Annotated in this window: 20 protein-coding genes; 10 read left to right on the top strand and 10 right to left on the bottom strand. The window is 61.5% G+C overall.

Features of this window, described 5'->3' with window-relative positions; translation table 11 throughout:
* Positions 1-24: 24 nt before the first annotated feature.
* The 5 genes from ntrX to dusB all read right to left on the bottom strand — a co-directional run bounded on the left by ntrX (position 25) and on the right by dusB (position 7,409).
* Positions 25-1,440, bottom strand: a complete 1,416-nt coding sequence (gene ntrX, locus WLQ66_RS06260; protein WP_340545495.1) for a nitrogen assimilation response regulator NtrX — start codon at positions 1,438-1,440, stop codon at positions 25-27.
* A complete protein-coding gene (locus tag WLQ66_RS06255) occupies positions 1,437-3,716 on the bottom strand; it encodes a sensor histidine kinase NtrY-like (protein WP_340545494.1) in 2,280 nt (759 codons plus the stop codon). Before WLQ66_RS06255 ends, ntrX begins: the two co-directional genes overlap by 4 nt.
* A gap of 99 nt (positions 3,717-3,815) precedes the next feature.
* Complete coding sequence (locus WLQ66_RS06250) at positions 3,816-5,228, bottom strand: response regulator (RefSeq protein WP_340545493.1); 1,413 nt, start codon at positions 5,226-5,228, stop codon at positions 3,816-3,818.
* Positions 5,200-6,399, bottom strand: coding sequence for a two-component system sensor histidine kinase NtrB (locus WLQ66_RS06245; RefSeq protein WP_340545492.1), 1,200 nt, complete (start codon positions 6,397-6,399; stop codon positions 5,200-5,202). Before WLQ66_RS06245 ends, WLQ66_RS06250 begins: the two co-directional genes overlap by 29 nt.
* Positions 6,396-7,409, bottom strand: a complete 1,014-nt coding sequence (gene dusB / locus WLQ66_RS06240) for a tRNA dihydrouridine synthase DusB (protein WP_340545491.1) — start codon at positions 7,407-7,409, stop codon at positions 6,396-6,398. The genes WLQ66_RS06245 and dusB overlap by 4 nt, the downstream gene beginning before the upstream one ends.
* Before the next feature lie 191 nt (positions 7,410-7,600).
* Between dusB and WLQ66_RS06235 the strand changes: the two genes are divergently transcribed.
* From WLQ66_RS06235 to WLQ66_RS06220, 4 genes are all read left to right on the top strand, one after another.
* Positions 7,601-8,803, top strand: coding sequence for a bifunctional 2-C-methyl-D-erythritol 4-phosphate cytidylyltransferase/2-C-methyl-D-erythritol 2,4-cyclodiphosphate synthase (locus WLQ66_RS06235; RefSeq protein ID WP_340545490.1), 1,203 nt, complete (start codon positions 7,601-7,603; stop codon positions 8,801-8,803).
* Positions 8,800-9,306 (top strand): phosphatidylglycerophosphatase A family protein, encoded by a 507-nt coding sequence (locus WLQ66_RS06230; protein WP_340545489.1) that lies wholly within the window; start codon positions 8,800-8,802, stop codon positions 9,304-9,306. The genes WLQ66_RS06235 and WLQ66_RS06230 overlap by 4 nt, the downstream gene beginning before the upstream one ends.
* A gap of 17 nt (positions 9,307-9,323) precedes the next feature.
* A complete protein-coding gene (locus WLQ66_RS06225) occupies positions 9,324-9,788 on the top strand; it encodes a CinA family protein (protein WP_340545488.1) in 465 nt (154 codons plus the stop codon).
* A gap of 212 nt (positions 9,789-10,000) precedes the next feature.
* Positions 10,001-11,182 carry an ammonium transporter gene (locus tag WLQ66_RS06220; RefSeq protein WP_340545487.1) on the top strand — a complete coding sequence of 394 codons (1,182 nt, stop codon included), beginning with the start codon at positions 10,001-10,003 and terminating at the stop codon, positions 11,180-11,182.
* Between the two features lie 84 nt (positions 11,183-11,266).
* Here the strand turns inward: WLQ66_RS06220 and WLQ66_RS06215 are convergent, their stop codons facing one another.
* On the bottom strand, positions 11,267-11,713 hold the full coding sequence (locus WLQ66_RS06215; RefSeq protein ID WP_340545486.1) for a type II toxin-antitoxin system RatA family toxin: 447 nt from the start codon (positions 11,711-11,713) through the stop codon (positions 11,267-11,269).
* Between the two features lie 73 nt (positions 11,714-11,786).
* On the opposite strand from WLQ66_RS06215, the gene hpt reads away from it, so the two are divergent.
* Positions 11,787-12,332, top strand: coding sequence for a hypoxanthine phosphoribosyltransferase (hpt, locus tag WLQ66_RS06210; protein WP_340545485.1), 546 nt, complete (start codon positions 11,787-11,789; stop codon positions 12,330-12,332).
* A 212-nt stretch (positions 12,333-12,544) separates the two neighbouring features.
* The gene (locus WLQ66_RS06205) at positions 12,545-12,895 is read left to right on the top strand and encodes a hypothetical protein (protein WP_340545484.1); all 351 of its coding nucleotides are present in this window, start codon (positions 12,545-12,547) and stop codon (positions 12,893-12,895) included.
* Between the two features lie 47 nt (positions 12,896-12,942).
* Here the strand turns inward: WLQ66_RS06205 and WLQ66_RS06200 are convergent, their stop codons facing one another.
* Positions 12,943-14,088: an amidohydrolase gene (locus WLQ66_RS06200; RefSeq protein WP_340545483.1), complete on the bottom strand. Its 1,146-nt coding sequence runs from the start codon at positions 14,086-14,088 to the stop codon at positions 12,943-12,945.
* Entirely contained in the window at positions 14,085-15,035 is a 951-nt protein-coding gene (gene lipA, locus WLQ66_RS06195) for a lipoyl synthase (protein ID WP_340545482.1), read from the bottom strand. The genes WLQ66_RS06200 and lipA overlap by 4 nt, the downstream gene beginning before the upstream one ends.
* Positions 15,036-15,394: 359 nt before the next feature.
* Here lipA and WLQ66_RS06190 point away from each other — a divergent pair, with 359 nt between their 5' ends.
* Positions 15,395-15,943 (top strand): peroxiredoxin, encoded by a 549-nt coding sequence (locus tag WLQ66_RS06190; protein WP_340545481.1) that lies wholly within the window; start codon positions 15,395-15,397, stop codon positions 15,941-15,943.
* 93 nt (positions 15,944-16,036) lie between these two features.
* On the opposite strand, the gene WLQ66_RS06185 is transcribed toward WLQ66_RS06190, so the two are convergent.
* Positions 16,037-17,110 carry a DUF6456 domain-containing protein gene (locus WLQ66_RS06185; RefSeq protein WP_340545480.1) on the bottom strand — a complete coding sequence of 358 codons (1,074 nt, stop codon included), beginning with the start codon at positions 17,108-17,110 and terminating at the stop codon, positions 16,037-16,039.
* A 239-nt stretch (positions 17,111-17,349) separates the two neighbouring features.
* Between WLQ66_RS06185 and WLQ66_RS06180 the strand changes: the two genes are divergently transcribed.
* Positions 17,350-17,646, top strand: a complete 297-nt coding sequence (locus tag WLQ66_RS06180) for a DUF6477 family protein (protein ID WP_340545479.1) — start codon at positions 17,350-17,352, stop codon at positions 17,644-17,646.
* Positions 17,647-17,774: 128 nt separating this feature from the next.
* Here WLQ66_RS06180 and WLQ66_RS06175 read toward each other — a convergent pair whose 3' ends face one another.
* On the bottom strand, positions 17,775-19,328 hold the full coding sequence (locus tag WLQ66_RS06175) for a trimethylamine methyltransferase family protein (protein ID WP_340545478.1): 1,554 nt from the start codon (positions 19,326-19,328) through the stop codon (positions 17,775-17,777).
* A gap of 237 nt (positions 19,329-19,565) precedes the next feature.
* Here WLQ66_RS06175 and guaA point away from each other — a divergent pair, with 237 nt between their 5' ends.
* Entirely contained in the window at positions 19,566-21,134 is a 1,569-nt protein-coding gene (guaA, locus tag WLQ66_RS06170; RefSeq protein ID WP_340545477.1) for a glutamine-hydrolyzing GMP synthase, read from the top strand.
* 146 nt (positions 21,135-21,280) lie between these two features.
* The gene (locus WLQ66_RS06165) at positions 21,281-22,834 is read left to right on the top strand and encodes a hypothetical protein (RefSeq protein WP_340545476.1); all 1,554 of its coding nucleotides are present in this window, start codon (positions 21,281-21,283) and stop codon (positions 22,832-22,834) included.
* Positions 22,835-22,874 lie beyond the last annotated feature (40 nt).

The following is a 22,874-nucleotide window of genomic DNA, read 5'->3' as shown; positions in this document are numbered from 1 at the left end:
GATAAGCAGGGGATATGGCCTGAATCAGACCATATCCTCTTCGGTTTCCTTCTCAACATGCGCGATCCGCGCGCCTGCCTTGTTCGAGGTGACAACCCCCAGCGATTTCAGTTTGCGGTGCAAAGCGGAGCGTTCCATCCCGACAAAAGATGCGGTGCGGCTGATATTGCCGCCAAAGCGGTTGATCTGGGTCAGCAGGTATTCGCGTTCAAACGCCTCGCGGGCCTCCCGCAGCGGCAGGGTCGCCAGCGCCCCGGAAAGCACAACGCGGCTCTGGTCATCAACCGCTTCTTCATCGCGGGGCAGATCCTTTGGCTCAATCGGACCGCTGCTTTCGCCAAGGATCAGAACCCGTTCCACCATGTTCTTCAACTGCCGCACATTGCCTGGCCACAGCATGGTCTGCATCAGGGCAATGGCATCCTCGCTAAGCTTGCGCAGCGGCAGGCCCTGGCTCTGGTTGAAATGCGCGATGAAATGATCCGCCAGCAGCGGAATATCCTCGCGCCGGTCGGCCAGCGAGGGCACCGGGATCGGCACCACATTCAGGCGGTGATAGAGCTCCTGACGGAAGCGATCCGCCTCAATCTCGCGCTCCAAGTCCTTGTTTGTCGCGGAAATAACCCGCAGGTCAACGCGTACCTTATCGGCCCCGCCAACCCGCTGGAACTGCTGATCCACCAGCACCCGCAGGATCTTTGACTGGGTCCCAAGCGGCATATCCGCCACCTCGTCAAAGAAGATCACCCCGCCATGCGCCTGTTCCAGCAGCCCCGGCTCAACCCCGCGTTCGGCGCTTTCCCGACCAAACAGCACCTCTTCCATACGGTCCGGCTCGATACTGGCGCAGTTCACCGTCACAAAGGGGGCCGAGGCGCGATTGGACTGCGTGTGAATATAGCGCGCTGCAATCTCCTTGCCGCTGCCCGCAGGCCCCGTCAGCATCACCCGGCCGTTGGACTTTGTCACCTTGTCCAACTGGCCAATCAGCGCACGATAGGCCGCGGAGGCCCCGATCATCTCGCTCACGCCGGCATCCTGACGCTTCAGATCGGAGTTTTCGCGGCGCAGCTTCGAAGCCTCCATCGCGCGGCGAATAACCACCAGCAACTGGTCGATATTAAAAGGTTTTTCGATGAAATCATACGCGCCCTGCTTGATCGCGGCGACGGCAATTTCAATATTTCCATGGCCGGAAATGATCACCACGGGGATTTCCGGGTTGTCGCGTTTCACCACCTTCAGGATGTCGATCCCATCCATCTGGCTGTCCTTCAGCCAGATATCGAGGATCAGGAGCGCCGGCGGCTCGGCGTTGAGCGCGGCCATGCATTCCTCAGAGCTGCCGGCCTTGCGCGTTGCATAGCCTTCATCCTCAAGGATATCGGAAACCAGCTCACGGATGTCGCGTTCGTCGTCAACAATCAGAATGTCACTCATGTCAGACCTGCTTTCACTGTACTCTTATTGGGGGCTGCCGCCTCATGTGCGGCAGGCAGGCGGATCACGGCCATGGCGCCATAATGGGCCTGACCTTCGAACACCGGTGCGTCTTCCAGCACCAGCGTTCCGCCGTGTTCTTCGATGATCTTCTTGACGATTGGCAGGCCGAGGCCGGTGCCTTCGTCACGGGTGGTCACATAGGGTTCAAACAATCGGGCACGGTCTTCTGGCAGACCGATGCCATTGTCGGCGATGGTGACCTCATAGCCGGTTTTCGTCGAGGTGACGGCAATGCGAATTTCCGGATCCAGATCCGGCACGCCACCTTTTTGCTTCAGCGTTTCAACGGCTTCGCCCGCGTTCTTGATCAGATTGGTCAAGGCCTGGCCGATCATGGTTGCATCCAGATCGGCAAGCATCGGTTCGGTGGGCAGATCGGCGGTGATGCGCAGATCAGGCTGGCCTGCCCGTTGCAGGGTCACCGCATCGCGCAACAGCTTCACCAGATCCTCTTCGCGGCGCTCCGGCTCCGGCATCCGTGCGAATTTTGAAAACTCGTCAACAATGCGGCGCAAGTCATTGGTCTGGCGCACGATCACATCTGTCATGGATTGCAGGAGATCGCTGTTCTCCTCACCCAGCTTGGGCGCGAATTTGCGCTTGATACGCTCGGCACTCAGCTGGATCGGGGTCAGCGGGTTCTTGATCTCATGGGCAATCCGACGGGCCACATCGCCCCAGGCCGCCATCCGCTGGGCGCTGACCAGGTCGGTGACATCGTCAAAGGCAACCACATAGCCCTCAAGCCGCCCCTCCTCGCTGCGCCGTGGCGACATCCGCACCAGCAGGTTCTCCAGCTGCCCCTGACGCGTCACCTTGACCTCATCCTGCACCACATCGGCGCCGGTTTCGCTCAATTCCACAAACAGCGGCCCAAACTCCGGCACGGCCACAGCCAGTGCCAGCGACTGACGATCGCCATTCCAATCCAGCAGGCGCTCGGCGGAGCGGTTCACAAAGGTCACCCGCCCCTCAGGGTCCAGCCCGACCACACCGGAGGTCACCGACATCAGCACGGAATCAAACAACCGGCGGCGGCGTTCGATCTGGCGGGTGTTTTCAAGCAGCGTGTCGCGCTGCTCGCGCAGCTCCAGCGTCATTTGGTTGAAATAGCGCCCCAGCTGCGAAATCTCGTCATCGCCGTCGTCTTCGGGCACCTGCACGTTGAGATTGCCCGCCCCGACCCGGCGCGCCGCAATCGTCAGCCGTCCGACAGGCCGCGACAGCCGTTCGGCAAACCACATGCCCAGCCACATTGCCGCAAGGATCAGGATCACCGCAAACCCGAGGTACAACAGCACAAAGTCAAACAGAACCCGCCCGCGTTCGCTCTCCAGCTGCTGGTAGAGATGCGCGGTTTCCTTGGTGTCATCCAGGAGGCTCAGCAACTCACCGTCCACATCACGGCTGACATACAGGAAGCGGTCAACAAACGCATCCAGCCGCACCAGCGCCCGCAGTTCGCTGTTTTCCCAGTCCTGGATCAGCGTAACCCCGTTAAACGACGCCTTGCTGATGTCAGCGGCGCGCGGCTCTTCAAAGTCAAACTCATAGGAGCGTTCGCCACGGGCCCGGATGGCCCCGGCGCCATCCACCACATAAGCCTCCTGAAGGCCGCGTTGGATCTGCAATTGCCCCTGTGTCAGCACCTGGCGCAGCTGCCCGTCGCTGATGAAGAAATTGCGGTTCCGGCTGTTGTCGATATAGCGCGCCAGCGCCACCGCATCCTCCGACAGGTCGCGCTGCTGCTGCTCCTGATAGGCCTCAGCGGCGGCAAGCGAACTTCCCACGACCTGACGCACCCGGTCCGAAAACCAGCCCTCAAGGCCCACGTTCACGGTCAGGCCGGCAAACAGCGCCACGATCACGGTGGGCGTCAGCGCCAGAAAGGCGAAGGCCCCGATCAGCCGCAGATGCAGCCGGGAACCCGCGGATTTGGCCCGTCGGGCTGCGATCAACCGCCCAACCTGCGTCAGGACCAGTGCCGCGACAGCCAGCACATAGATCAGATCAGCCAGCAGGATCAGCCGCAGCGACAGCGAGGCGACCCCTTGCGAGAACGGGCCGATGATCAGAAATGTCGAGAGCGCCAGCACAGGCCCCAGAACAACCAGCCCAAGCGCGCCGACATTGCGTGCCCTGCGGGTTCTGCGCCAGCGGTCAAGGGCCGCAAATGGCCCGTATGCCGAGCGAAGATGTGACCTCTGCGCCACGTACCGTCCCCATCCTGATGTGCGACCATTCTGGCCGACCGCCACATATCGTGATCGTCACCAGCGCGAACGCTGATCTGCCACGGTTCTGTGGCTATATTACATCAGTTTGCGACGGCGTGTCACCTCAATATCAAGGTCAGTGATCTTCTTGCGCAGCGTATTGCGGTTAATACCAAGTAAATCCGCACATTTTGCCTGATTTCCGCCGGTCATCGCGAGCGATAATTCAATCAAAGGGGTCTCAACCTCCCGCATCAACCGGGCATATAGGCCGGGTGGCGGCAGCATATCGCCGTGCAGATCGAAATAGCGCTGCAAATGGCGCGCCACTGATTCCGACAGTTTCTCGGTACTGAGGGCCGCACCGCTGGCTGCCAGCGGCTCCCCGCCCGATTGCGCGCCCAGCGCACCGTTGACTTCATCCAGGCTGATGTCCTCGCTGCGGGCGGTCAGCGCCAGACGCCGCATCACATTCTCCAGCTGGCGCACATTTCCCGGCCACGGGAACTGCCGCAGCGGTTCGCGCGCTGCCTCGCTCAACCGGCGGTGCGGTGCGCCATCATTTTCGGCCCGCGTCAGGAAATGCGCGCAAAGCAGCGGAATGTCATCCACCCGCGCCCGCAGCGCAGGCACGGGGAGCTCCGTGCCGCTGATCCGGTAATAGAGATCCTGTCGCAGCCGTCCGGCCTCCATCGCTGCGGTCAGATCCTGCTGGCTGGTGGCGATGAAACGCGGCTGGTGGTCTCCGGGGGCATCCATCATGCGAACGACGCGTGCCTGTGCCTCCTCGGAGAGATCCGCCAGCTCATCCAGCAGCAGCGTGCCGCCACGGGCCTGCGCCAGCAACTGCGCCGGACCATCGAGCGAGGCAAGATCAGCGGCCTCAGCCCTGACAAACGGCAGGGTGCGCCGATCCGAAAGATCATGCATGGACCGCGCGATCAGGGATTTTCCAGTGCCGCTCTCGCCGGTGATCAACAGCGGGATATCGGTGTTCATCACCCGCGCCACCAGACGATAAAGCGTCTGCATCACCTCGGTGCGCCCCACCAGTGGTAGGTCCTCATGGGTCTCGCCGCTATGAAGGCCGAGATCGCGCGCGCCCTCCCCCTGCGGCGTCGAACGCCCCTGCCCCTGCGTTTGTCGCCGCTCCGTCAGCGCCTTGGCAGTCCGCTTCATCAGCTCCGGCAGGTCGAACGGTTTGGGCAGGTAATCATAGGCCTCGGCCTCAGCCGCCTTGATCGCTGTCATGATGGTGTTCTGCGCCGAGATCACGATCACCGGCAGCCCTGGCCGGTCATCGGCGATCTTGGGCAGCATCTCCAGCCCATTGCCATCCGGCATCATCACGTCGGAGATGACGACATCACCCTTGCCCTCGCCAACCCAGCGCATCAGCGTCGTCAGAGAGGAGGTCGCATGCACCTTGCACCCGGCCCGCGTCAGGGCCTGTGTCAAAACCGTGCGGATAGTGCGATCGTCATCTGCGACCAGAACGGTGCCGTCCATGATGTGCTACTCCTTGGGTGTGTGCGGTATGATTGGGATCATGTGGAAACGGTGCCGGGCGCGGCGCCGTCGGCACGCGCGACAGCGACAGGCGAAACACCGTCTGCCCGGGTTCGGAACTGACCGAGATCCAGCCCTGATGATCGGCAATGATCTTGCTGACCAGCGCCAGTCCCAGACCAGTGCCATTCTCGCGGCCAGAAACAAACGGATCAAAGATATCATCGCGGATCGCCTCAGGCAGACCCGGACCGTCATCGGAAATCTCAATCTGCAGCGGCAACAGCTTGCCTGACCCATCACTGCGCCGCAGGCGGAACGAATGCTCATAGAAGGTACGGATGCGAATGGTTCCACCACCGGGATCGGCGGCCTCTGCTGCGTTCTTCAGCAGGTTCAGGACCACCTGCAACAGCTGGTCCCCATCGCCCCAGGCCATCGGCAGCGAGGGGTCGTAATCCTCGATGATGGTCATCTGCGCACCAAACCCCAGCAACGCAGAGCGGCGCGCCCGGTCCAGCACATCATGGATATTGACCTCCTGAAAGGCCGGGGCCGAGAGGTTGCCGAATTGCTCCACCTGTTCCAAGAGTTTCACGATCCGCCGACTTTCGCTCACAATCAGATCGGTCAGCTCCAGATCATCCCCCGACAGCCCCATGGACAGCAGCTGCGCCGCACCGGTGATCCCTGCCAGCGGGTTCTTGATCTCATGGGCCAGCATCTCGGCCATACCGATTGCGGATTGCGCGGCGGATTTGGCCGAATGGTTCTGCGTCAACCGCCCAGCCAGCTCGCGCGGGGAGAGCAGGATCAGCATCCCCCCCTGAACGCCCTGCACCCGCGCCACCTGTACATTGCATTGCAGCGGCGCCCGCCCGGGGGTGCCGACGTCGATATCGTTCACAAACAGCGGCGTGCCATTGTCGCGGGCGCGCTCCACCGCCTCGTCAATGGCCGGGGCAATGATCACATGCTGCCAGATGCCCTGGCCCAGCAGCGCCTTGCGCGAGGTATTGAGGAAGCCCTCACCGGCGGAATTCACATCCGCAATCCGGGCCTCGCGATCTATGACAAAGGCCGGAATCGGCAGCGACGCCCAGAGCGCGCTGTCTGCACCGTTCCAATCGACCTGCGTGGCGCCGGTTTTTCCGCCCTCTGCCTGCGTCATGCCGCCTGCCCGTCCATGGTTTGTGGCCCAAGATCCGGCCCAGCGCCCCCGGTCAGCGCCGAAGGCAGGAGGCTGAGCACCGTCTTGGGGTCCTTGGCTGTCAGCACCTCCCGGCGCAGCTGAGCAGGAGTGGCGGCCTCATCCATATACCAGCCCAGATGTTTGCGTGCGACCCGCAGGCCCAGATCCACGCCGTAAAAGGCGATCATCGCCTCGTAATGAGCGCTGACCATCTGAACCAGATCCGAACCGGTCGGTACATCGGGGGCTGCACTGCCCCAGATGTCATGCGCCACCTCAGCCAGCAGCCAGGGCTTGCCCTGCGCCCCGCGCCCAATCATCACGCCATCCGCACCCGAGAGTGCCAATGCACCGCGGGCCGTGGCCGTATCCACGATATCGCCATTGGCCAGCAGCGGAACCGTCAACGCAGCTTTCACTGCTGCGATGGCCTGCCAATCTGCATTGCCCTTGTAGAACTGACACCGGGTGCGGCCATGGATGGTGACCATCTGCACCCCGGCCTCCTGCGCGCGATAGGCCACATTGGCGGCGTTCAGACAGCTGTCGTCCCAGCCAAGCCGCGTCTTCAACGTCACCGGCACCGAGACCGCAGCCACCACCGCCTCAATCAGCGACAGCGCATCATCCGGTGTCTTCAGCAGGGCCGAGCCGGAATAACCATTGGTCACCTTCTTGGCCGGGCATCCCATATTGATATCAATCAGCTTTGCGCCCCGGCTTTCCACCTGCCGCGCGGCCTCTGCCATCCAATAGGCATCGCGCCCGGCAATCTGCACCGCCGTATTCTCCACATCCGCACTCAGCTCGGCCCGTTCACGCACGCCGGGCTTGGCCTGCACCATTTCCTGACTGGCAACCATCTCGCTCACCATTAGCCCGACACCAAAGCTGCGCACCAGATCGCGAAAGGGGCGATCGGTGATTCCAGCCATCGGCGCCAGCGCGATGGGAGGGGTCAAAGGGGTGGAACCGAGAGTGAAGGACAACTGCCTAATCCTTGTGCATATGTGGTGTTTCTATCCGAAGCAGCCTCTATGCGACAATGAAACCCCTGGCGGCAAGGCTGCTTCTTTTGGCAGTTGCCTAATTTTTAGGCACTTTACCCAGGGTGACGCGCTGCCATTGCCTCCCCTTGCATCACCTCCTAAACATTTGCGACCCAAGAAAGAGCCATCCCATGCCGTCTGCCCCCCTACCCACCGCGCCGGTTTCCACCGCAGCTGATCCTGCGTCCCACCAGACCGCAGCGTTGATTGTTGCCGCAGGCAAGGGCCTGCGGGCCGGCGGCGGTCTGGCAAAACAATGGCGCCCCCTGATGGGACGCCGGGTAATCGACTGGACCATTGATGCCTTCCTACGCGCAGGCGTTCAGCGGATTGCCCTCGTTCTCGCTGCTGAGGATACCGATCACTGGCAGGAGTTTGCATCGCGCGCGGAGCTGCTGCTCACAACGGGTGGCGACACAAGGGCGCAGTCGGTGGCCAACGGGGTGGAACTGCTCAATCAGCACGGGCTCCACAGGGTTCTGATCCATGATGCCGCCCGCCCCTGCGTCTCTCCCCGGGTGATCCGCGATGTGATGGCCGCGCTTGATAACCATCCGGCCGCCGCCCCGGCGCTGGCGGTGACCGATGCGCTGTGGCGCGGGGATGGTGGGACGGTTACCGGCACAGAGAACCGCGACGGCCTGTTTGCTGCCCAGACCCCGCAAGGCTTTCACCTGCCGCAGATCCGTGCCGCCCATCAGCAGCTTGCCGCATCCGGCGGCGACGCTGCAGACGATGTAGCCGTGGCCCGTGCGGCAGGGATTGACGTTGCCATCATTCCGGGCGACCCAGACAATATCAAAATCACCCGCCCGGAGGACTTTGACCGGGCTGCGCGCATATTAGGGGGCGACATGGATGTAAGGCTTGGCAATGGCTATGATGTTCACCGGTTCGGACCGGGGGATGAGGTCGTGCTCTGCGGTGTGCCCGTGGCCCATGATCGCGGCCTTCAGGGCCATTCCGACGCCGACGTCGGGCTGCACGCCATCACCGATGCCCTCTATGGTGCGCTGGCAGAGGGCGACATCGGTCGCCACTTCCCGCCCTCGGATCCCCAATGGAAAGGTGCCGCCAGCGATATCTTTCTGCGCCACGCCGCCGATCTGACCCGCTCCAAGGGCTATCAGATCTCCAATGTGGACTGCACGCTGGTCTGTGAATTCCCCAAGATCACGCCCCATGCCCCCGCCATGCGCGCGGCGGTGGCCGAGATCCTGTCGATTGATATCTCCCGCGTCTCGATCAAGGCGACCACCTCCGAACGGCTTGGCTTTACCGGTCGCGGCGAAGGCATCGCCGCCCTCGCCACCGCCTGCGTGGTGAAATCATGAAACGCTCGCGCCTCGCCTTTCTGATCGGCACCGTGGGCGGCATCGGCTACATGCGTCCGGCACCCGGCACCTGGGGGTCGCTTGCAGCGTTGCCCATGGCGTTTGTCCTGCATCAGCTGGGCGGATTCCTCCTGCTGGCGCTGGCAACCGTGATCTGCATGGTGGTCGGCGTCTGGGCGGCGGAGGCGATGACCCGCAACCGCGAAAACATGGATCCCTCCGAATTTGTACTGGATGAGGTGGCAGGCCAGTTTGTTGCCCTCTGGGCGATTTCCTATCCCGCCTGGGCGCATGACATTGCCATCACTGCACTCTGGCCCGGCTGGATTGCCGCCTTTGTGCTGTTTCGCCTGTTTGATGTGTGGAAACCCGGCCCCGTTGGCTGGGCCGACCGTCAGAAAGGGGCCACAGGGGTGATGATGGATGATATTATCGCAGGCATCCTTGCTGCCATCGGTGTCGCCGCGCTGGCCGGTCTCACCCATGGTGTACTAGGCCTGTAAATTGCAGAGGTAAGTCCATGGACGCGTCCGACATCATCCGCAAGGCCAGCGCAAAAGGCCTGACCATCGCCACCGCAGAGAGCTGCACCGCCGGTATGATCGCCGCTGCGCTCACCGATGTGCCCGGCTCCTCGGCGGTGGTTGATCGGGGCTATGTCACCTACTCAAATCGCGCCAAGCAGGAGATGTTGGGCGTGCAGGCCGCGACCCTCGAGGCTCTCGGCGCGGTCAGCGAGGAGGTCGCGATCCAGATGGCAGAAGGCGCCCGCAGCCGCGCCCGTGTCGATATCGCGGTGGCCGTGACCGGGATCGCAGGCCCCGGCGGCTCCGAACACAAACCCGAAGGCCGCGTCTGTTTTGCGCTGGCAGCCGGGGACCGCAGCACCCATGTCGAAACCGTCGATTTCGGCGCCCTTGGCCGCGACGCGGTGCGACGGGCCACCCGCGACCATGCGCTGACACTGATCCGACAGGCGCTTTGAACCCGCTGACGCAAATCGCCGCCCATCTGCCGCAATTTCATATTCTGTGCGCAGATTGAGCAGCACCCCCTCGATTGTGCTCATTTTTTCGGCACTTTGACAAAAGCCCGCTTTTTTAGCGCCAACATCAAACCTGCCGCTTTTTTCAACGCTGCAACTCCGCTTTGTCAGGCCTCAGATAGAAATCAGCCTGAAATGCGGAAGGAACGGCGATGAACGCAGCCGATACAGCTTGGATTATTGTGGCCACGGCCCTTGTCCTCTTTATGACTTTGCCGGGGCTAGCCCTGTTCTACGGCGGGCTTGTCCGTGCCCGCAATGTGCTCAGCGTGTTCATGCAGTGCTATGCGATTGCCTGTTTGATGAGCGTTCTATGGCTCGCCTTCGGCTATTCCATCGCCTTTGGCAGCGGCACCTCCGGCATCTGGGGCGGGCTGGACAAGATGTTCCTGTCCGGCGTCACCGCCGATAGCCTCTCCGGCACCCTGCCCGAGGTTCTGTTCTTTGCCTTTCAGATGACCTTTGCCATCATCACGCCCGCGCTGATCGTCGGCGCCTATGTCGAGCGCGTCGGCTTTGGCTTTGTGCTGGTCTTCTCCGGCCTCTGGATGCTTCTGTGCTACGCGCCGGTGGTGCATTGGATCTGGGGCGGCGGCATGATGGCCGATGGCGGCATCTTTGGGGAGACTGGCGTGCGCGACTTTGCCGGTGGTATCGTGGTCCATGAAACCGCCGGTCTGGCTGCGCTGATCATCGCCGTCTTCCTCGGCCCGCGCAAAAACCGCACCACACCGCCGCACAACCCCGGCTATGTCTTCATCGGTGCCGCGATGCTTTGGGTCGGCTGGTTCGGCTTTAACGGTGGCTCGCAGCTGGCCGCCGACGGCGGTGCGGCAATGGCGCTGACCGTGACGCATATTTCTGCCGCGACGGCCTCTCTCACCTGGGCGCTGTGGGAAAAGATCAAATACGGCAAGGCCTCAATGGTCGGTCTGGTCACCGGCACCATCGCGGGGCTGGCCTCAATCACGCCGGCCTCTGGCTTTGTAGGTCCGGTTGAGGCGCTGATGATTGGCGCTGTCGCGGGTATCCTCTGTCAGGAAGCCGTGAATCTGGTGCGCAATGTGCTGAAGATCGACGACACGCTTGATGTCTTTGCCGTGCACGGTGTCGGCGGCATCTTTGGCACCATCATGATCGCGCTCTTTGGTCAGGGCACCTGGCTGGCACAGCTGGGCGGTCTTGCGATCGTCGGTATCTTCACCGCCGTTGTGACTGTTGTTCTGGTCAAGGTTACCGCCGCGATCACCCCGCTGCGCGTCGATCCAGAGACCGAGACAAACGGCTTGGACATCTCCGTCCATGGCGAACGCGCCTATGATATGACCAGCTGAGGACGCAGCACCAGCCGCCATAAAGAAGAAACGGGCCTGCATCGCGGGCCCGTTTTCTTTCAATAACTTACAATGCGTTCCTGATCAGCCATAAAGCTCCGCCGCGCGCCGCTCAAACGCCCGCACGATCCGCTGCATCGCTTCGTTGAAGACCACACCAATAATGCCCTGCAACACTGCGTTCTTGAACTCAAAATCCACGAAGAAGGACACGTCGCAGCCGCCATCCGCACGGTCGGCAAAGGCCCAGTTCGACTTCATATAGCGAAACGGACCGTCCAGATATTCGGTGTCGATCTTCTTATCCTCGGCATAGAGCGTCACGCGGCTGCCAAAACGCTCGCGGAACACCTTGAAGGAGATCACCAGATCCGCCTCCATCACCTCCGCGCCCCCCTGCGGCACCCGGCTACGGATCCGCGCCGCCGCACACCAGGGCAGAAACTTCGGATAATCCCCGACATCAGCCACCAGATCATACATCTGCTGTGCCGTGTAGGGCATTGGCCGGGTTTCTGAATGGGTAGGCATGAGTGGCGCATTTCCTGCTATGATCATCCGGCGTCATGTCATATGAACGCGCGGGAATTTCAAGGGGGCACCCATGACACAGCGGCCATATGTCATCGATGTGATGATCTCAGCCAAGGCCATTGCGGCCCGGATCGAAGAGCTTTGCGCCGAGATCCAAGACGAATTTCAGGGCACCGACAAACTGGTGGTGGTGGGGCTGCTGCGCGGCAGCTTCGTCTTTATCGCAGATCTCGTGCGGGAACTTGACCTGCCGATCGAGGTCGATTTCCTCGAGGCGTCCTCTTATGGGGACGCGATGGAAAGCAGCCGAGAAGTTCGCATTCTTAAGGACTTGCGCGGCGCAATTGAAGGGCGCGACGTGCTGGTTGTCGAAGATATCGTCGACACCGGTCATACCCTGAACCATGTCACCCATCTGCTGCGCAGCCGTCAGCCTGCCCGGTTGAAGTCGATCGCGCTGCTGGACAAACCATCACGGCGTGAGGTCGATTTCCGCTCCGACTGGATCGGCTTTGAGATCCCGGACGAATTTGTGGTGGGCTACGGAATCGACTACGCGCAGCGCAACCGCAACCTGCCCTTCATCGGCAAGGTCCGCTTCACCGATGAGGGCTGAGCGCCGCACGGAACTGCCCGGCCGGTATCAGAGCACCTAACATGGCACCGAGAAAGGCGCGTAGACACCGCGCCTTTTTTCATGCGCGAGGGAACCGGCGGCCCCTTGCCGATTGTCGCACCCCGGTCAGCACAAAGCAGCGCAGGCGATTTGCCAAAACCGGCAGGCTCCCCCATGTCTTGGTCAAAGCAGAGATCACGAGGAGATCCGCCATGACCATGAAATACCTTGCCGCCGCGGCCACTGCCGCCGCGCTGAGCCTGACGCCCGCCCTTGCCCCGACCATCGCCAATGCGGCGCCGCCAAAATGGGCTCCCGGCCATAATAACAGCGCCGCCCATTACGCGCCTGGGCAGATCAAGAAACAGTATAAGAAGCGCCACAAGACGCGGGAGCGCATCAGCGGCGACTATATCTATATCGACGATTACGCGCGTTGGGGTCTGGCACCACCGGCCCCCGGCCACCGCTATGTGCGCAAGGATGACCGCATCTATGAGGTGGTGCGTGACACGCTGGCAATCGTAGGGGCCGTCGCACTGGTCGAAGCCCTGACAAACTGACGCCTGAGCGGGTTGAACAGGTCCGCGCAAGGGCCTGTTGCAACACGCTAATCGCTCAAAATCTCGGCGATAACCCCGGCAAAGATGGCAACCCCGACCGGGATTGCCGCATCCGGGAAATCATAATCGGGATTGTGCAGCTGCGGCTGATCCATGCCGGAGCCGAGCCAGAACATAGCTGCCTTGGCCTGCTTGCCAAACTGGCCAAAATCCTCGGACCAGCGCTGTGGCTGCGCCCGCATCCGAACGGCATGGTCTGCGCGCGTGCAGGCGCGCCGCAGCAGCGTCACCGCCTCGGCGTCATTGGTGCAGGCCTCGAACACATCATCAAACCTGATCTCACAGCCAAGGCCGCTCTCAAGGCAGGTGCCCTGAACCAAAGTCGTGGCGGCTGTGATCAGCTCCGCCATGCGCGCATCATTCACCGTGCGCAGCGTGGCCCAGACCTCCCCTTCGCCGGGAGCGATGCCAAACGTGGCCTGCCCCAGTCGCGCATGGGTCAGCGTGACCAGCGCGTAATCGGGGCCAAGATCCCCACCACCCCCCAGCGCGACCAGCCCCGGAAGCAGCTGCGCCATGGCTGATGCAGGCGAAACACCATCCTGCGGCGCCGCCGCGTGAGAGGTCCGGCCAGTCAGCTGCACCCGCATCCCCCGCGAGGCACAATTGGCGGCACCCGCGCAGAGCGCAATCTCCCCAACCGGCAGCCCCGGCAGATTATGCAATGAAAACGCGTAGTCAGGCGCGATAGTGGCAAAGGCCGGGTCGCCGATCACCGCAGCGGCCCCCTTGCCGGTTTCTTCGGCCGGCTGGAACAGGAGCACCACCCGCCCGCGAGACGGGCGTCGGGCTGCCAGATCCTCTGCCAGCGCGGCGACCATCACCATATGGCCGTCATGGCCGCACAGATGGCCACGCCCGGAATGTTTGGATCTGTAGGGCTGATCCGACAGCTCCTCGATTGGCAGGCCATCGAGCTCGCAGCGGATCATGACGGTCGGCCCCGCCTCCATGCCCTGATAGACTGCAGCAACGCCATGGCCGCCGAGCCCGGTCAGCAGCTGGTCCGGCTGGTATTGGCGCAGATAGCGCGCCACCACCTCCGCCGTCTTCTCCTCGGCACCCGAAACCTCGGGGATCTGGTGCAGGCGATGGCGCAGCCCGGTCAGCCGCGCCAGACGCTCCGGTGTCATGCCTGGCCGAGCTTGGCGTTCCGTGCCGCACGCAGCCGGGCAAAATCATCCCCCGCGTGATAAGATGACCGCGTCAGCGGTGTCGCCGATACCATCAGAAAGCCCTTGCCATAGGCGGCTTTCTCATAGCTCTCGAATTCTTCCGGCGTCACAAAACGGTCCACCGCATGATGCTTTGGCGTGGGCTGAAGATATTGGCCGATGGTCAGGAAATCGATATCCGCGGCGCGCATATCGTCCATCACCTGCTTTACCTCCTGCGCATTCTCGCCAAGGCCGACCATGATGCCGGATTTGGTGAAGATCGCAGGATCCAGCTCCTTTACCCGCTGCAACAGCCGCAGGGAGTGGAAATAGCGCGCACCGGGGCGGACACCGGGATAGAGACCGGGAACGGTTTCCAGATTGTGGTTGAACACATCCGGGCGGGCCTCCACCACGGTTTCCAGCACCTCAGGGGCGCATTTCAGGAAATCCGGTGTCAGGATTTCGATCGTGGTTGTCGGGCTGCGATGGCGGACCGCGCGAATGGTCTGGGCGAAATGGTCTGCACCGCCGTCTTCCAGATCGTCGCGGTCGACGGAGGTGATCACAACATGGTTGAGGCCAAGTTTCTGCACCGCATGGGCGACGCGACCCGGCTCAAACGCATCCAGCGTATCGGGTCGGCCGGTGGCGATATTGCAGAAGGTACAGCCGCGGGTGCAGATTTCACCCATGATCATCATGGTGGCGTGCCCTTGGCTCCAGCATTCGCCAACATTCGGGCAGCCGGCTTCCTCACAGACCGTGACGAGGTTGTTCTCACGCATGATCTTATGCGTTTCCGCGTAGCCTTTGCCCCCTGGCGCCTTGACCCGGATCCAGCTCGGCTTCTTCGGCTGAGCATTGTCAGGACGATGCGCCTTTTCCGGGTGGCGTTGCTCGGGGATTTTCAGATCTCGCACGTCGATGTTCCCTTGCGGCAATGGTCTTTTGGTCTTCGTAACATAGTTGCAATCGCTTGGCACGACCAGTTCTGCACCTGACGACGGCGGCAAAACGGATCAGCTCTGCGCCGTAATAATCTGTCTTGATTAAGATATTTGCGCGCAATGCAGAATCTGCAACCCTGCCCGCCGGTTTTGCCTTCCACGCTATTGCAGGATCAAACCCGCCTCCGAGTCGGTCAGAAAGCGGCGCATGACCACAGCGATGCGGCGCCACCCGGACACCGCTGAACCAGCGCGCGAATACCCCATTGCGGGCGATTTAGAACTATTATAAGTCACCGCCCGACACCGAATTGATCAACTAGGAGCCGATGATGAAAGCTGGCGTAAAACTGCCCGACGTGACCTTCCGCACCCGTGTTCGCGACGAATCCGTGGGCGGCCCGAACCCGTTCCGCTGGGAAGACAAAACCACCGCTGACTATTTCGCGGGCAAACGCGTAGTGCTGTTCTCCCTGCCCGGTGCTTTCACCCCCACATGCTCGACCTATCAGCTGCCCGGTTTTGAAAACGGCTTCGCCGACTTCCAGGCCGAAGGCATCGATGCGATCTACTGCATGTCGGTGAACGACAGCTTCGTGATGAACAAATGGGCCGAATCCCAGAACCTGAAGAACGTTGGCGTGATCCCCGACGGGTCGGGCGAATTCACCCGCAAGATGGGTATGCTGGTGGCCAAGGATAACTTGGGCTTTGGCAACCGGTCCTGGCGCTATGCAGCCATCGTCAACAACGGTGTTGTCGAGGCATGGTTCGAAGAGCCGGGCCTGTGCGACAACCACGGCGAAGATCCCTATGGCGTCTCCTCCCCGGAGACCGTTCTGGAGCACCTGAAAACAGCCAAGGCTGAGGTCGCCGCCTGATCCGCGCGACCCCGGTCAGGTCCGGACCGGCCAGATAAAATCCGCAAACCCGGTGCCGCATGGCGCCGGGTTTTTCTATGTCAGGCCATGTGTTCAGCCGATAAGCTCATCCTGCGCCTGCTGGGCGTCATAGTGAAGTTTCAGCTGTTGCAACGCGATGCGCAGCACCACCTTGCCTGACCGCGCCGACCAGCCCAGCTGGCGTTCGGCCGCCTCCAGCCCTTCCAGATGGCAGCAACAGCGCATCACGATGTCGCTCAGCCCCTCGCCAAGCGCGTTGAGCGCGGCAGAGGCCCGGCGTTTGGCGGCTGCCGCGGCCTGTCCGGGTCGGCGACGCCGGGCGGCGGCCGGACTGCAATCGCCATCGGCAAACTGCGCCACCGATTGCGCCAGATGATCGCCGACCTGCGCCAGTTCGAAATCTTCGCGCAGCCGCTCACCGGCGCGCACCAGATCGCTGGTCAGAAACGGCGTCCCATCACGATCCGTCAGCCGCGCCAGCATATGCAGCGGCGTCTCACCCAGCCCATAGCGCGCCCGGCGTGGACGACGCGGACCGCGACCAACCTTGCGCGTCGCCAGGCTGGCGCTTTCCAGTCGGGAACGGGCGCGGTTCTCGCGGCGGGCCACAAACTGGCTGAGCGCGGTGCGCCCTTCGGGCGTGATATGATAGCGGCTGAGCCGCCCCGGCGCCGGACAGGCGATCCAGTCGCGCAGCGCCATGGCCTCGGCCAGGATGCGATCCACCACGACCTTCTTGTCACCGCTTGCCGCCTCCCGCACGACAACCGCTTTCTCCATGCCATCCGCCACCGCGAGCACCGCGCCCTGCGGGTTCAGACAGGTCAGGATTTCGACCACCTCGCTCTCGAAGGCTTCGGCGCAGGCGGGCACTGTGCCCAGGGCCAGAGCACGGGCCGACATTGGCCTGGGCCCCGGCATCGTTTCGGCGTAGTGGCGGGCCGCCAGCGACGCCAAGGCGCCATCGACCAGCGGATCGTCGCGTCGGGTTTCGACCCGTCGGACCTGTCGCAATACCGTCGACGGGTGGCAGCCCGCCTGTTTTGCAAGATTGCGGATCGAACGGCCTGCTTCGGTGTGTTCAAGATATCGGCACGCCTCCTCAGGCACCCATTCCGGCAAGCCGGATACAGCCATAGTTTGCATTTTATCACCCCACATGTGATCATTCGAAACTATCCTCCCACTGGCCGCCTACGTGTTATCCACAGACACCATTCACCGTACTGGCCTGATTTTTCTGGATAGTCTCAGTCAGAGCATCATTGGTTTCAAATTTTCATCAATCAATATCGAATAGACCGTTCGCCGAACCGGCCCCTTCGGCAACACCCGCTTCAGTTGTGTTACACAGCGCTATCAACAGAGCTGGAAAGGACATGACGATGCAGGATATCTTTGGTCATCTGGCCGCTTTGCGCCGCCCTCGACTGTTGGTGCGGACCGCGCGGATCGGCGCGCGGGACTATAGCCGGCGGCGCGATTTGAAACGGGTGCTGGGCTATGGCACCCTGCCGAAACCGGCCGCTGCGGTGATGCGGCTGCTGGATCTCGAACACGATTACAACCGCCAGCGCGAGTCCGGCGATGCCGGGTATTCACTGACCCGCCATGTCGATGTGCTGATTGCCCTGATGGGCGAGGCCGAGGGGCTGCGCCGCCCGACCCTTAAAGTCGCCTGAGACCGTCGCCAGACAGGATGGATCCCAGGGCAGACCACCGGCCCGAAACGCAAAACGGCGGCCCCGAGGGACCGCCGTCTGCCTGCCAGCCGGGCTGGCATATATCGGAGTGCCGATCTTAGCCGGTCTTACATGAAGGCATCGGGCATCGAGGCTTTCTTCTCGGCGACATAGGCCTCCAGCCTGCTCAGCACTTCAGGATCGAGCGACGGCGCCTGATAGGCGTCGAGCAGCGTTTCCACCCGGCTGCTGGCCAATGCAACGGTGTCACGCGCACCTTCTTCTTCCCAGGTTTCAAAGGGCTTGTAGTCCAGCAGCTCGGATTTCCAGAATGCGGTCTTGAAATTCGCCTGCGTATGGGCGCAGCCAAGGTAGTGACCACCGGGACCAACCTCGCGGATCGCGTCCATGGCCTGGGCTTCCTCGTCCACGGCAACACCTTTGGCAAGACCATGCAGCGCGCCCAGCTGATCGGCGTCCATCACGAACTTCTCGAAATCGGCAACCAGACCGCCCTCGAGCCAGCCGCAGGAGTGCAGCTGGAAGTTCACGCCCGACAACAGGCCCATGTTGAGCGAATTGGCGGTTTCATAGGCCGCCTGCGCGTCGGGCAGCTTGGAGCCACAGAACGATCCGGCCGAACGGAAGGGCAGGTTCATCCGGCGTGCAAGCTGACCGGCCCCATAGGTCACCAGCGAGGCTTCCGGCGTCCCGAAGGTCGGCGCACCGGAGTTCATGTCGATCGAGGATACAAAGGCGCCGAAGATCACCGGCGCACCGGCGCGGATCAGCTGGCTATAGGCCACGCCTGCCATCACCTCGGCCAGAACCTGAGTCAGCGTACCGGCAACCGAGACCGGCGCCATGGCACCGCCAACGATAAAGGGCGAGATGATGCAGGCCTGGTTGTGGGCGGCGTAGACCTCCAGCGCACCCATCATCACATCGTCAAAGGTCATTGGCGAGTTGATGTTGATCAGCGAGGTCATCACGGTGTTGTCGCGCACGAAATCCTTGCCAAAAAGAATCTCGCACATCTCGATGGAATCCTGCGCCCGGCTGGGCTCGGTCACCGACCCCATGAACGGCTTGTCGCTCAGGGTCATATGCGCCATCAGCATGTCGAGGTGGCGTTTGTTCACCGGTACGTCGGTCGGCTCGCAAACGGTACCGCCGGAATGGTGCAGCCATTTGGACATATAGCCCAGCTTCACGAATTTCTGGAAATCATCCAGCGTCGCGTAACGGCGCCCGCCCTTGGCATCGCGCACAAACGGCGGGCCATAGACCGGTGCCAGCACCATGTTCTTGCCGCCGATGACCACGGATTTCTCCGGGTTGCGGGCATGTTGGGTGAATTCGGACGGGGCCGTCTTGCACAGCTCGCGCGCCAGGCCGCGCGGGATCCGTACCCGCTCGCCATCGATCGTGGCCCCGGCCTCGCGCCAGCGCTCCAACGCGCCGGGGTTGTTCACGAAGTTGACACCGACCTCTTCGAGGATGGTTTCGGCGTTGGCTTCGATGATCTGCAGCGCCTCTTCGCTCAACACTTCGAAATTCGGAATATTCCGCTCGATGTATTTTGCGGTATCAATCTTGACGCCGGTTCGTTCTGCGCGACGGGCGGCACCACCGCCTCCACGAGCGCGACGGCGCGGTGCTGCTGGAGCTGCTTCTGTCATGGTTGTTCCTCACCACAGGCATTTCGTTGCTGGTGTGATTATAGCGCCCAAGACCAAAGCCGCCGCAGGATTACGGCCATTGAAGTTGAAAAGCGACATTCCCGACAGGTTTCTCGCGCCTGCGGCCCGATATCGGCCGTAAGAGGCCGCGCGACAACCGGATCAGAGATTGTGCAAACGCGGCCCGAAACACGAAAATACCTTGCGAATTTCGCGCCGCTGCCCTATGGCGCGTGCATGACAGAGACATCCCACGACCGCCTTCTCATCATCGACTTTGGCAGCCAGGTCACGCAGCTGATTGCGCGCCGCCTGCGCGAACTGAATGTCTATTGCGAAATTCACCCCTACCAGAATGTCACGATGGATTTTGTGCGCGAAATGGCGCCCAAAGCCGTGATCTTTTCCGGTGGCCCGGACAGCGTGACCCGCGAAGGCAGCCCCCGTGCGCCGCAGGAAATCTTTGACCTTGGCGTGCCGATCCTGGGGATCTGCTATGGTCAGCAGGTGATGATGCACCAGCTGGGCGGCAAGGTGCTCTCCGGACATGGCACCGCCGAGTTCGGTCGCGCCTATGTGACGCCGACGGTCAGCAGCCTGCCGCTGCTGGATGGCTGGTTTGCAGATGACAGCGACCGCGAACAGGTCTGGATGTCTCACGGCGATCATGTCAGCGAAATCGCGCCCGGTTTTGAGGTCTACGGCACCTCGCCCAACGCGCCTTTTGCCATCACCGCCGATGTGTCGCGCAATTTCTACGCGGTTCAGTTCCACCCGGAGGTGCATCACACTCCTAATGGTGCGAAACTCTATGAGAATTTTGTCAAGATCGCAGGTTTCACCGGCGACTGGACCATGGGTGCCTACCGCGAACAGGCGATCCAGGCGATCCGCGATCAGGTGGGCGACAAGAAAGTCATCTGCGGCCTCTCCGGCGGCGTTGACAGCTCGGTTGCGGCGATCCTGATCCACGAGGCCATCGGCGACCAGCTGACCTGTGTGTTCGTGGACCACGGGTTGCTGCGCAAGAACGAGGCCGAAGAGGTCGTCACGATGTTCCGTGACAACTACAATATTCAGCTGATCCACGCAGATGAAAGCGATCTGTTCCTGGGCGAACTGGACGGCCAGTCCGACCCGGAAACCAAGCGCAAAATCATCGGCAAACTGTTCATCGACGTGTTCCAGAAACACGCCGACACGATCGACGGCGCCGACTTCCTGGCGCAGGGTACACTCTACCCGGATGTGATCGAATCCGTGTCCTTCTCGGGCGGGCCGTCTGTCACCATCAAGTCGCACCACAACGTCGGCGGCCTGCCGGAGAAGATGGGCCTGAAGCTGGTCGAGCCGCTGCGCGAGCTATTCAAGGATGAAGTCCGCGCGCTTGGCCGCGAACTGGGCCTGCCGCAAAGCTTCATCGGTCGCCACCCCTTCCCCGGACCGGGCCTTGCGATCCGCTGCCCCGGCGAAATCACCCGTGAAAAACTGGAAATCCTGCGCGAGGCGGATGCGATCTATATCGACCAGATTCGCAAGCATGGTCTCTATGATGAAATCTGGCAGGCCTTTGTGGCGATCCTGCCCGTTCGCACCGTCGGCGTGATGGGCGACGGCCGCACTTATGACTATGCCTGCGCCCTGCGCGCGGTGACATCTGTCGATGGTATGACTGCCGATTATTACCCGTTCAGCCACGAATTCCTGGGTGAAACCGCCACGCGGATCATCAATGAGGTCAAGGGTATCAACCGTTGCACCTATGACATCACCTCGAAGCCTCCGGGCACGATCGAGTGGGAATAATCTAAGCCCCTGAAACCCCGGCCAACTGGCCGGGGTTTTTCTTTTATAGAAAGCCCTGAATTTATTCTACTTTCACTGATGTCTTAACAGTTTCAGAAACTCTATTTGCGAGGTTTCAGTGAAGTTCTATTGGGAGAATCTCTGGAATGATTATCTGCCATCCGCTCAAACTGATTTTCATTAAGACCAAGAAGGTTGCTGGAACCTCGTTTGAAATCGCACTGTCCAGCTATTGTGATGAAAGCAGCATCATCACACCAATCAGCCCAAAGGATGAAGAGAGGCGGAGGGCGTTGGGCTATCCCGGCCCTCAGAACCATCAGACCCAGACTTGGCCGGATGGAAACGGGGGCACGCAGGTTTTCTTCGATCACATGACCGCCGGACAGATCCGCGCCGCAGTTCCTCAGGATATCTGGGAGACCTATACCAAAGTAACGATCCGGCGCGATCCCTACGATGCCATGGTTTCCCGCTACTACAACGAGGCGATGGATCAGAGAGATGTTCCGCTCGATATCTTTGTCCGACGCTACCGCAGCCTGTTGAGCGAAAACCGCCGTATTGCACCACTGGATGGTTCGAATTCCGCAGATGTCGTGCTGCGCTATGAGCATCTTGAGGAGGATATAAATGCGCTCGATATCGACGGGCTTTGGGAGCGGTTTTCGAACCTGAACGCCAAGGCGCCGATGCCTGCGAAAACTGGCGCTGATGCGGCCAGACTCTTTACAGCCCACCCGGAGGCGGCGGACGTGATCGAGGTCGAGGCCGTCGGCGAAATTTCCCGGTTCGGCTACACTCGCCCGGCACTGGCTGCCGCAGTCCCAACTCTTGCCACGCCGGTGTCAGAAAACGCTCAACAATGCTTAAAGCCTGAATTCATCTTCACCCTCTCTGCCGGACGTACGGGCACCGCATGGCTTGCGAAATTTCTGGGTGAGAACCTGAATATCCCGTCGGTGCATGAGCCGCTTGGCGCGAATGACTATGGCATTCGTATGCCCAGTATTGGACACATGCGTGGGTTCAATACCTACGGGATGAACGCGAATGTCTGCGACTTCTGGGAGGGCAAACTGAGCAACCTGCAAGCCCCCTATGCGGAAAGCAACCATACATTGGGCAAATGCGGGTTGATTGAGGCGCTGGTGGAACACGGTTTAGCGCCGCGAACCCGCGTGATCATCCTGCGCCGCAACCTTGGCAAACAAATCGCAAGCTATGTGAACCGTAATGATTTTTGCAATATTACAATACCTTGGCAATGGTACCTGCATCCGACCTACAATCACAAGATCCTCGACCCCGCGCCGTTCGAGCAAATGGGCGAAATCGGCATGGCGATCTGGTATGCGCTGGAGATGGAAGTGCGCTACGCCTACTACAAACAACTCTACGGCGACCAACTTCACTTTATCGAAACCACGCTGGAGCAGGCCACGACGCCGGATGGCGCTCGAAACCTGCTGCAAGAGCTGGGCCACACCACAGGACCGATCCTGCCGCAGAAGGTCAATGCGTCGCCACAAGGCAGCGCCACGACCAATGCGCTGGTTGAGGAAATCGAGACGCTGCTGTCACGTTTGGGGTTTGATGCCGACACGATAGCGAAGGAGTATATCGAGCGCGGGAACCGGCTGGACCTCCCCTCACTGCCCCACGCGGCAATGCTCAAGCAGACGGTAGCCGCCGAATAGACGCCTGTTCTGCGCGGCCCGGACCCGCGACGGCAGCCGC

Origin of the sequence: Phaeobacter sp. A36a-5a (assembly GCF_037911135.1) — a bacterium.
In the GTDB taxonomy this organism is placed as follows: domain Bacteria; phylum Pseudomonadota; class Alphaproteobacteria; order Rhodobacterales; family Rhodobacteraceae; genus Phaeobacter; species Phaeobacter bryozoorum.
Note: the sequence above shows the minus strand (reverse complement) of the source record. Positions and strands in the feature narration are given on the sequence as shown.

Bases quoted from the DNA above. Each gene is read 5' to 3' on its own strand.
- ntrX (WP_340545495.1), bottom strand. From the start codon at position 1,440: ATGAGTGACATTCTGATTGTTGACGACGAACGCGACATCCGTGAGCTG.
- WLQ66_RS06245 (WP_340545492.1), bottom strand. From the start codon at position 6,399: ATGACGCAGGCAGAGGGCGGAAAAACCGGCGCCACGCAGGTCGATTGG.
- WLQ66_RS06185 (WP_340545480.1), bottom strand. From the start codon at position 17,110: ATGCAAACTATGGCTGTATCCGGCTTGCCGGAATGGGTGCCTGAGGAG.
- WLQ66_RS06215 (WP_340545486.1), bottom strand. From the start codon at position 11,713: ATGCCTACCCATTCAGAAACCCGGCCAATGCCCTACACGGCACAGCAG.
- WLQ66_RS06235 (WP_340545490.1), top strand. From the start codon at position 7,601: ATGCCGTCTGCCCCCCTACCCACCGCGCCGGTTTCCACCGCAGCTGAT.
- WLQ66_RS06175 (WP_340545478.1), bottom strand. From the start codon at position 19,328: ATGACAGAAGCAGCTCCAGCAGCACCGCGCCGTCGCGCTCGTGGAGGC.
- hpt (WP_340545485.1), top strand. From the start codon at position 11,787: ATGACACAGCGGCCATATGTCATCGATGTGATGATCTCAGCCAAGGCC.
- WLQ66_RS06225 (WP_340545488.1), top strand. From the start codon at position 9,324: ATGGACGCGTCCGACATCATCCGCAAGGCCAGCGCAAAAGGCCTGACC.
- WLQ66_RS06200 (WP_340545483.1), bottom strand. From the start codon at position 14,088: ATGACACCGGAGCGTCTGGCGCGGCTGACCGGGCTGCGCCATCGCCTG.
- WLQ66_RS06230 (WP_340545489.1), top strand. From the start codon at position 8,800: ATGAAACGCTCGCGCCTCGCCTTTCTGATCGGCACCGTGGGCGGCATC.
- guaA (WP_340545477.1), top strand. From the start codon at position 19,566: ATGACAGAGACATCCCACGACCGCCTTCTCATCATCGACTTTGGCAGC.
- WLQ66_RS06190 (WP_340545481.1), top strand. From the start codon at position 15,395: ATGAAAGCTGGCGTAAAACTGCCCGACGTGACCTTCCGCACCCGTGTT.
- WLQ66_RS06205 (WP_340545484.1), top strand. From the start codon at position 12,545: ATGACCATGAAATACCTTGCCGCCGCGGCCACTGCCGCCGCGCTGAGC.
- WLQ66_RS06220 (WP_340545487.1), top strand. From the start codon at position 10,001: ATGAACGCAGCCGATACAGCTTGGATTATTGTGGCCACGGCCCTTGTC.
- WLQ66_RS06180 (WP_340545479.1), top strand. From the start codon at position 17,350: ATGCAGGATATCTTTGGTCATCTGGCCGCTTTGCGCCGCCCTCGACTG.
- WLQ66_RS06165 (WP_340545476.1), top strand. From the start codon at position 21,281: ATGATTATCTGCCATCCGCTCAAACTGATTTTCATTAAGACCAAGAAG.
- WLQ66_RS06250 (WP_340545493.1), bottom strand. From the start codon at position 5,228: ATGGACGGCACCGTTCTGGTCGCAGATGACGATCGCACTATCCGCACG.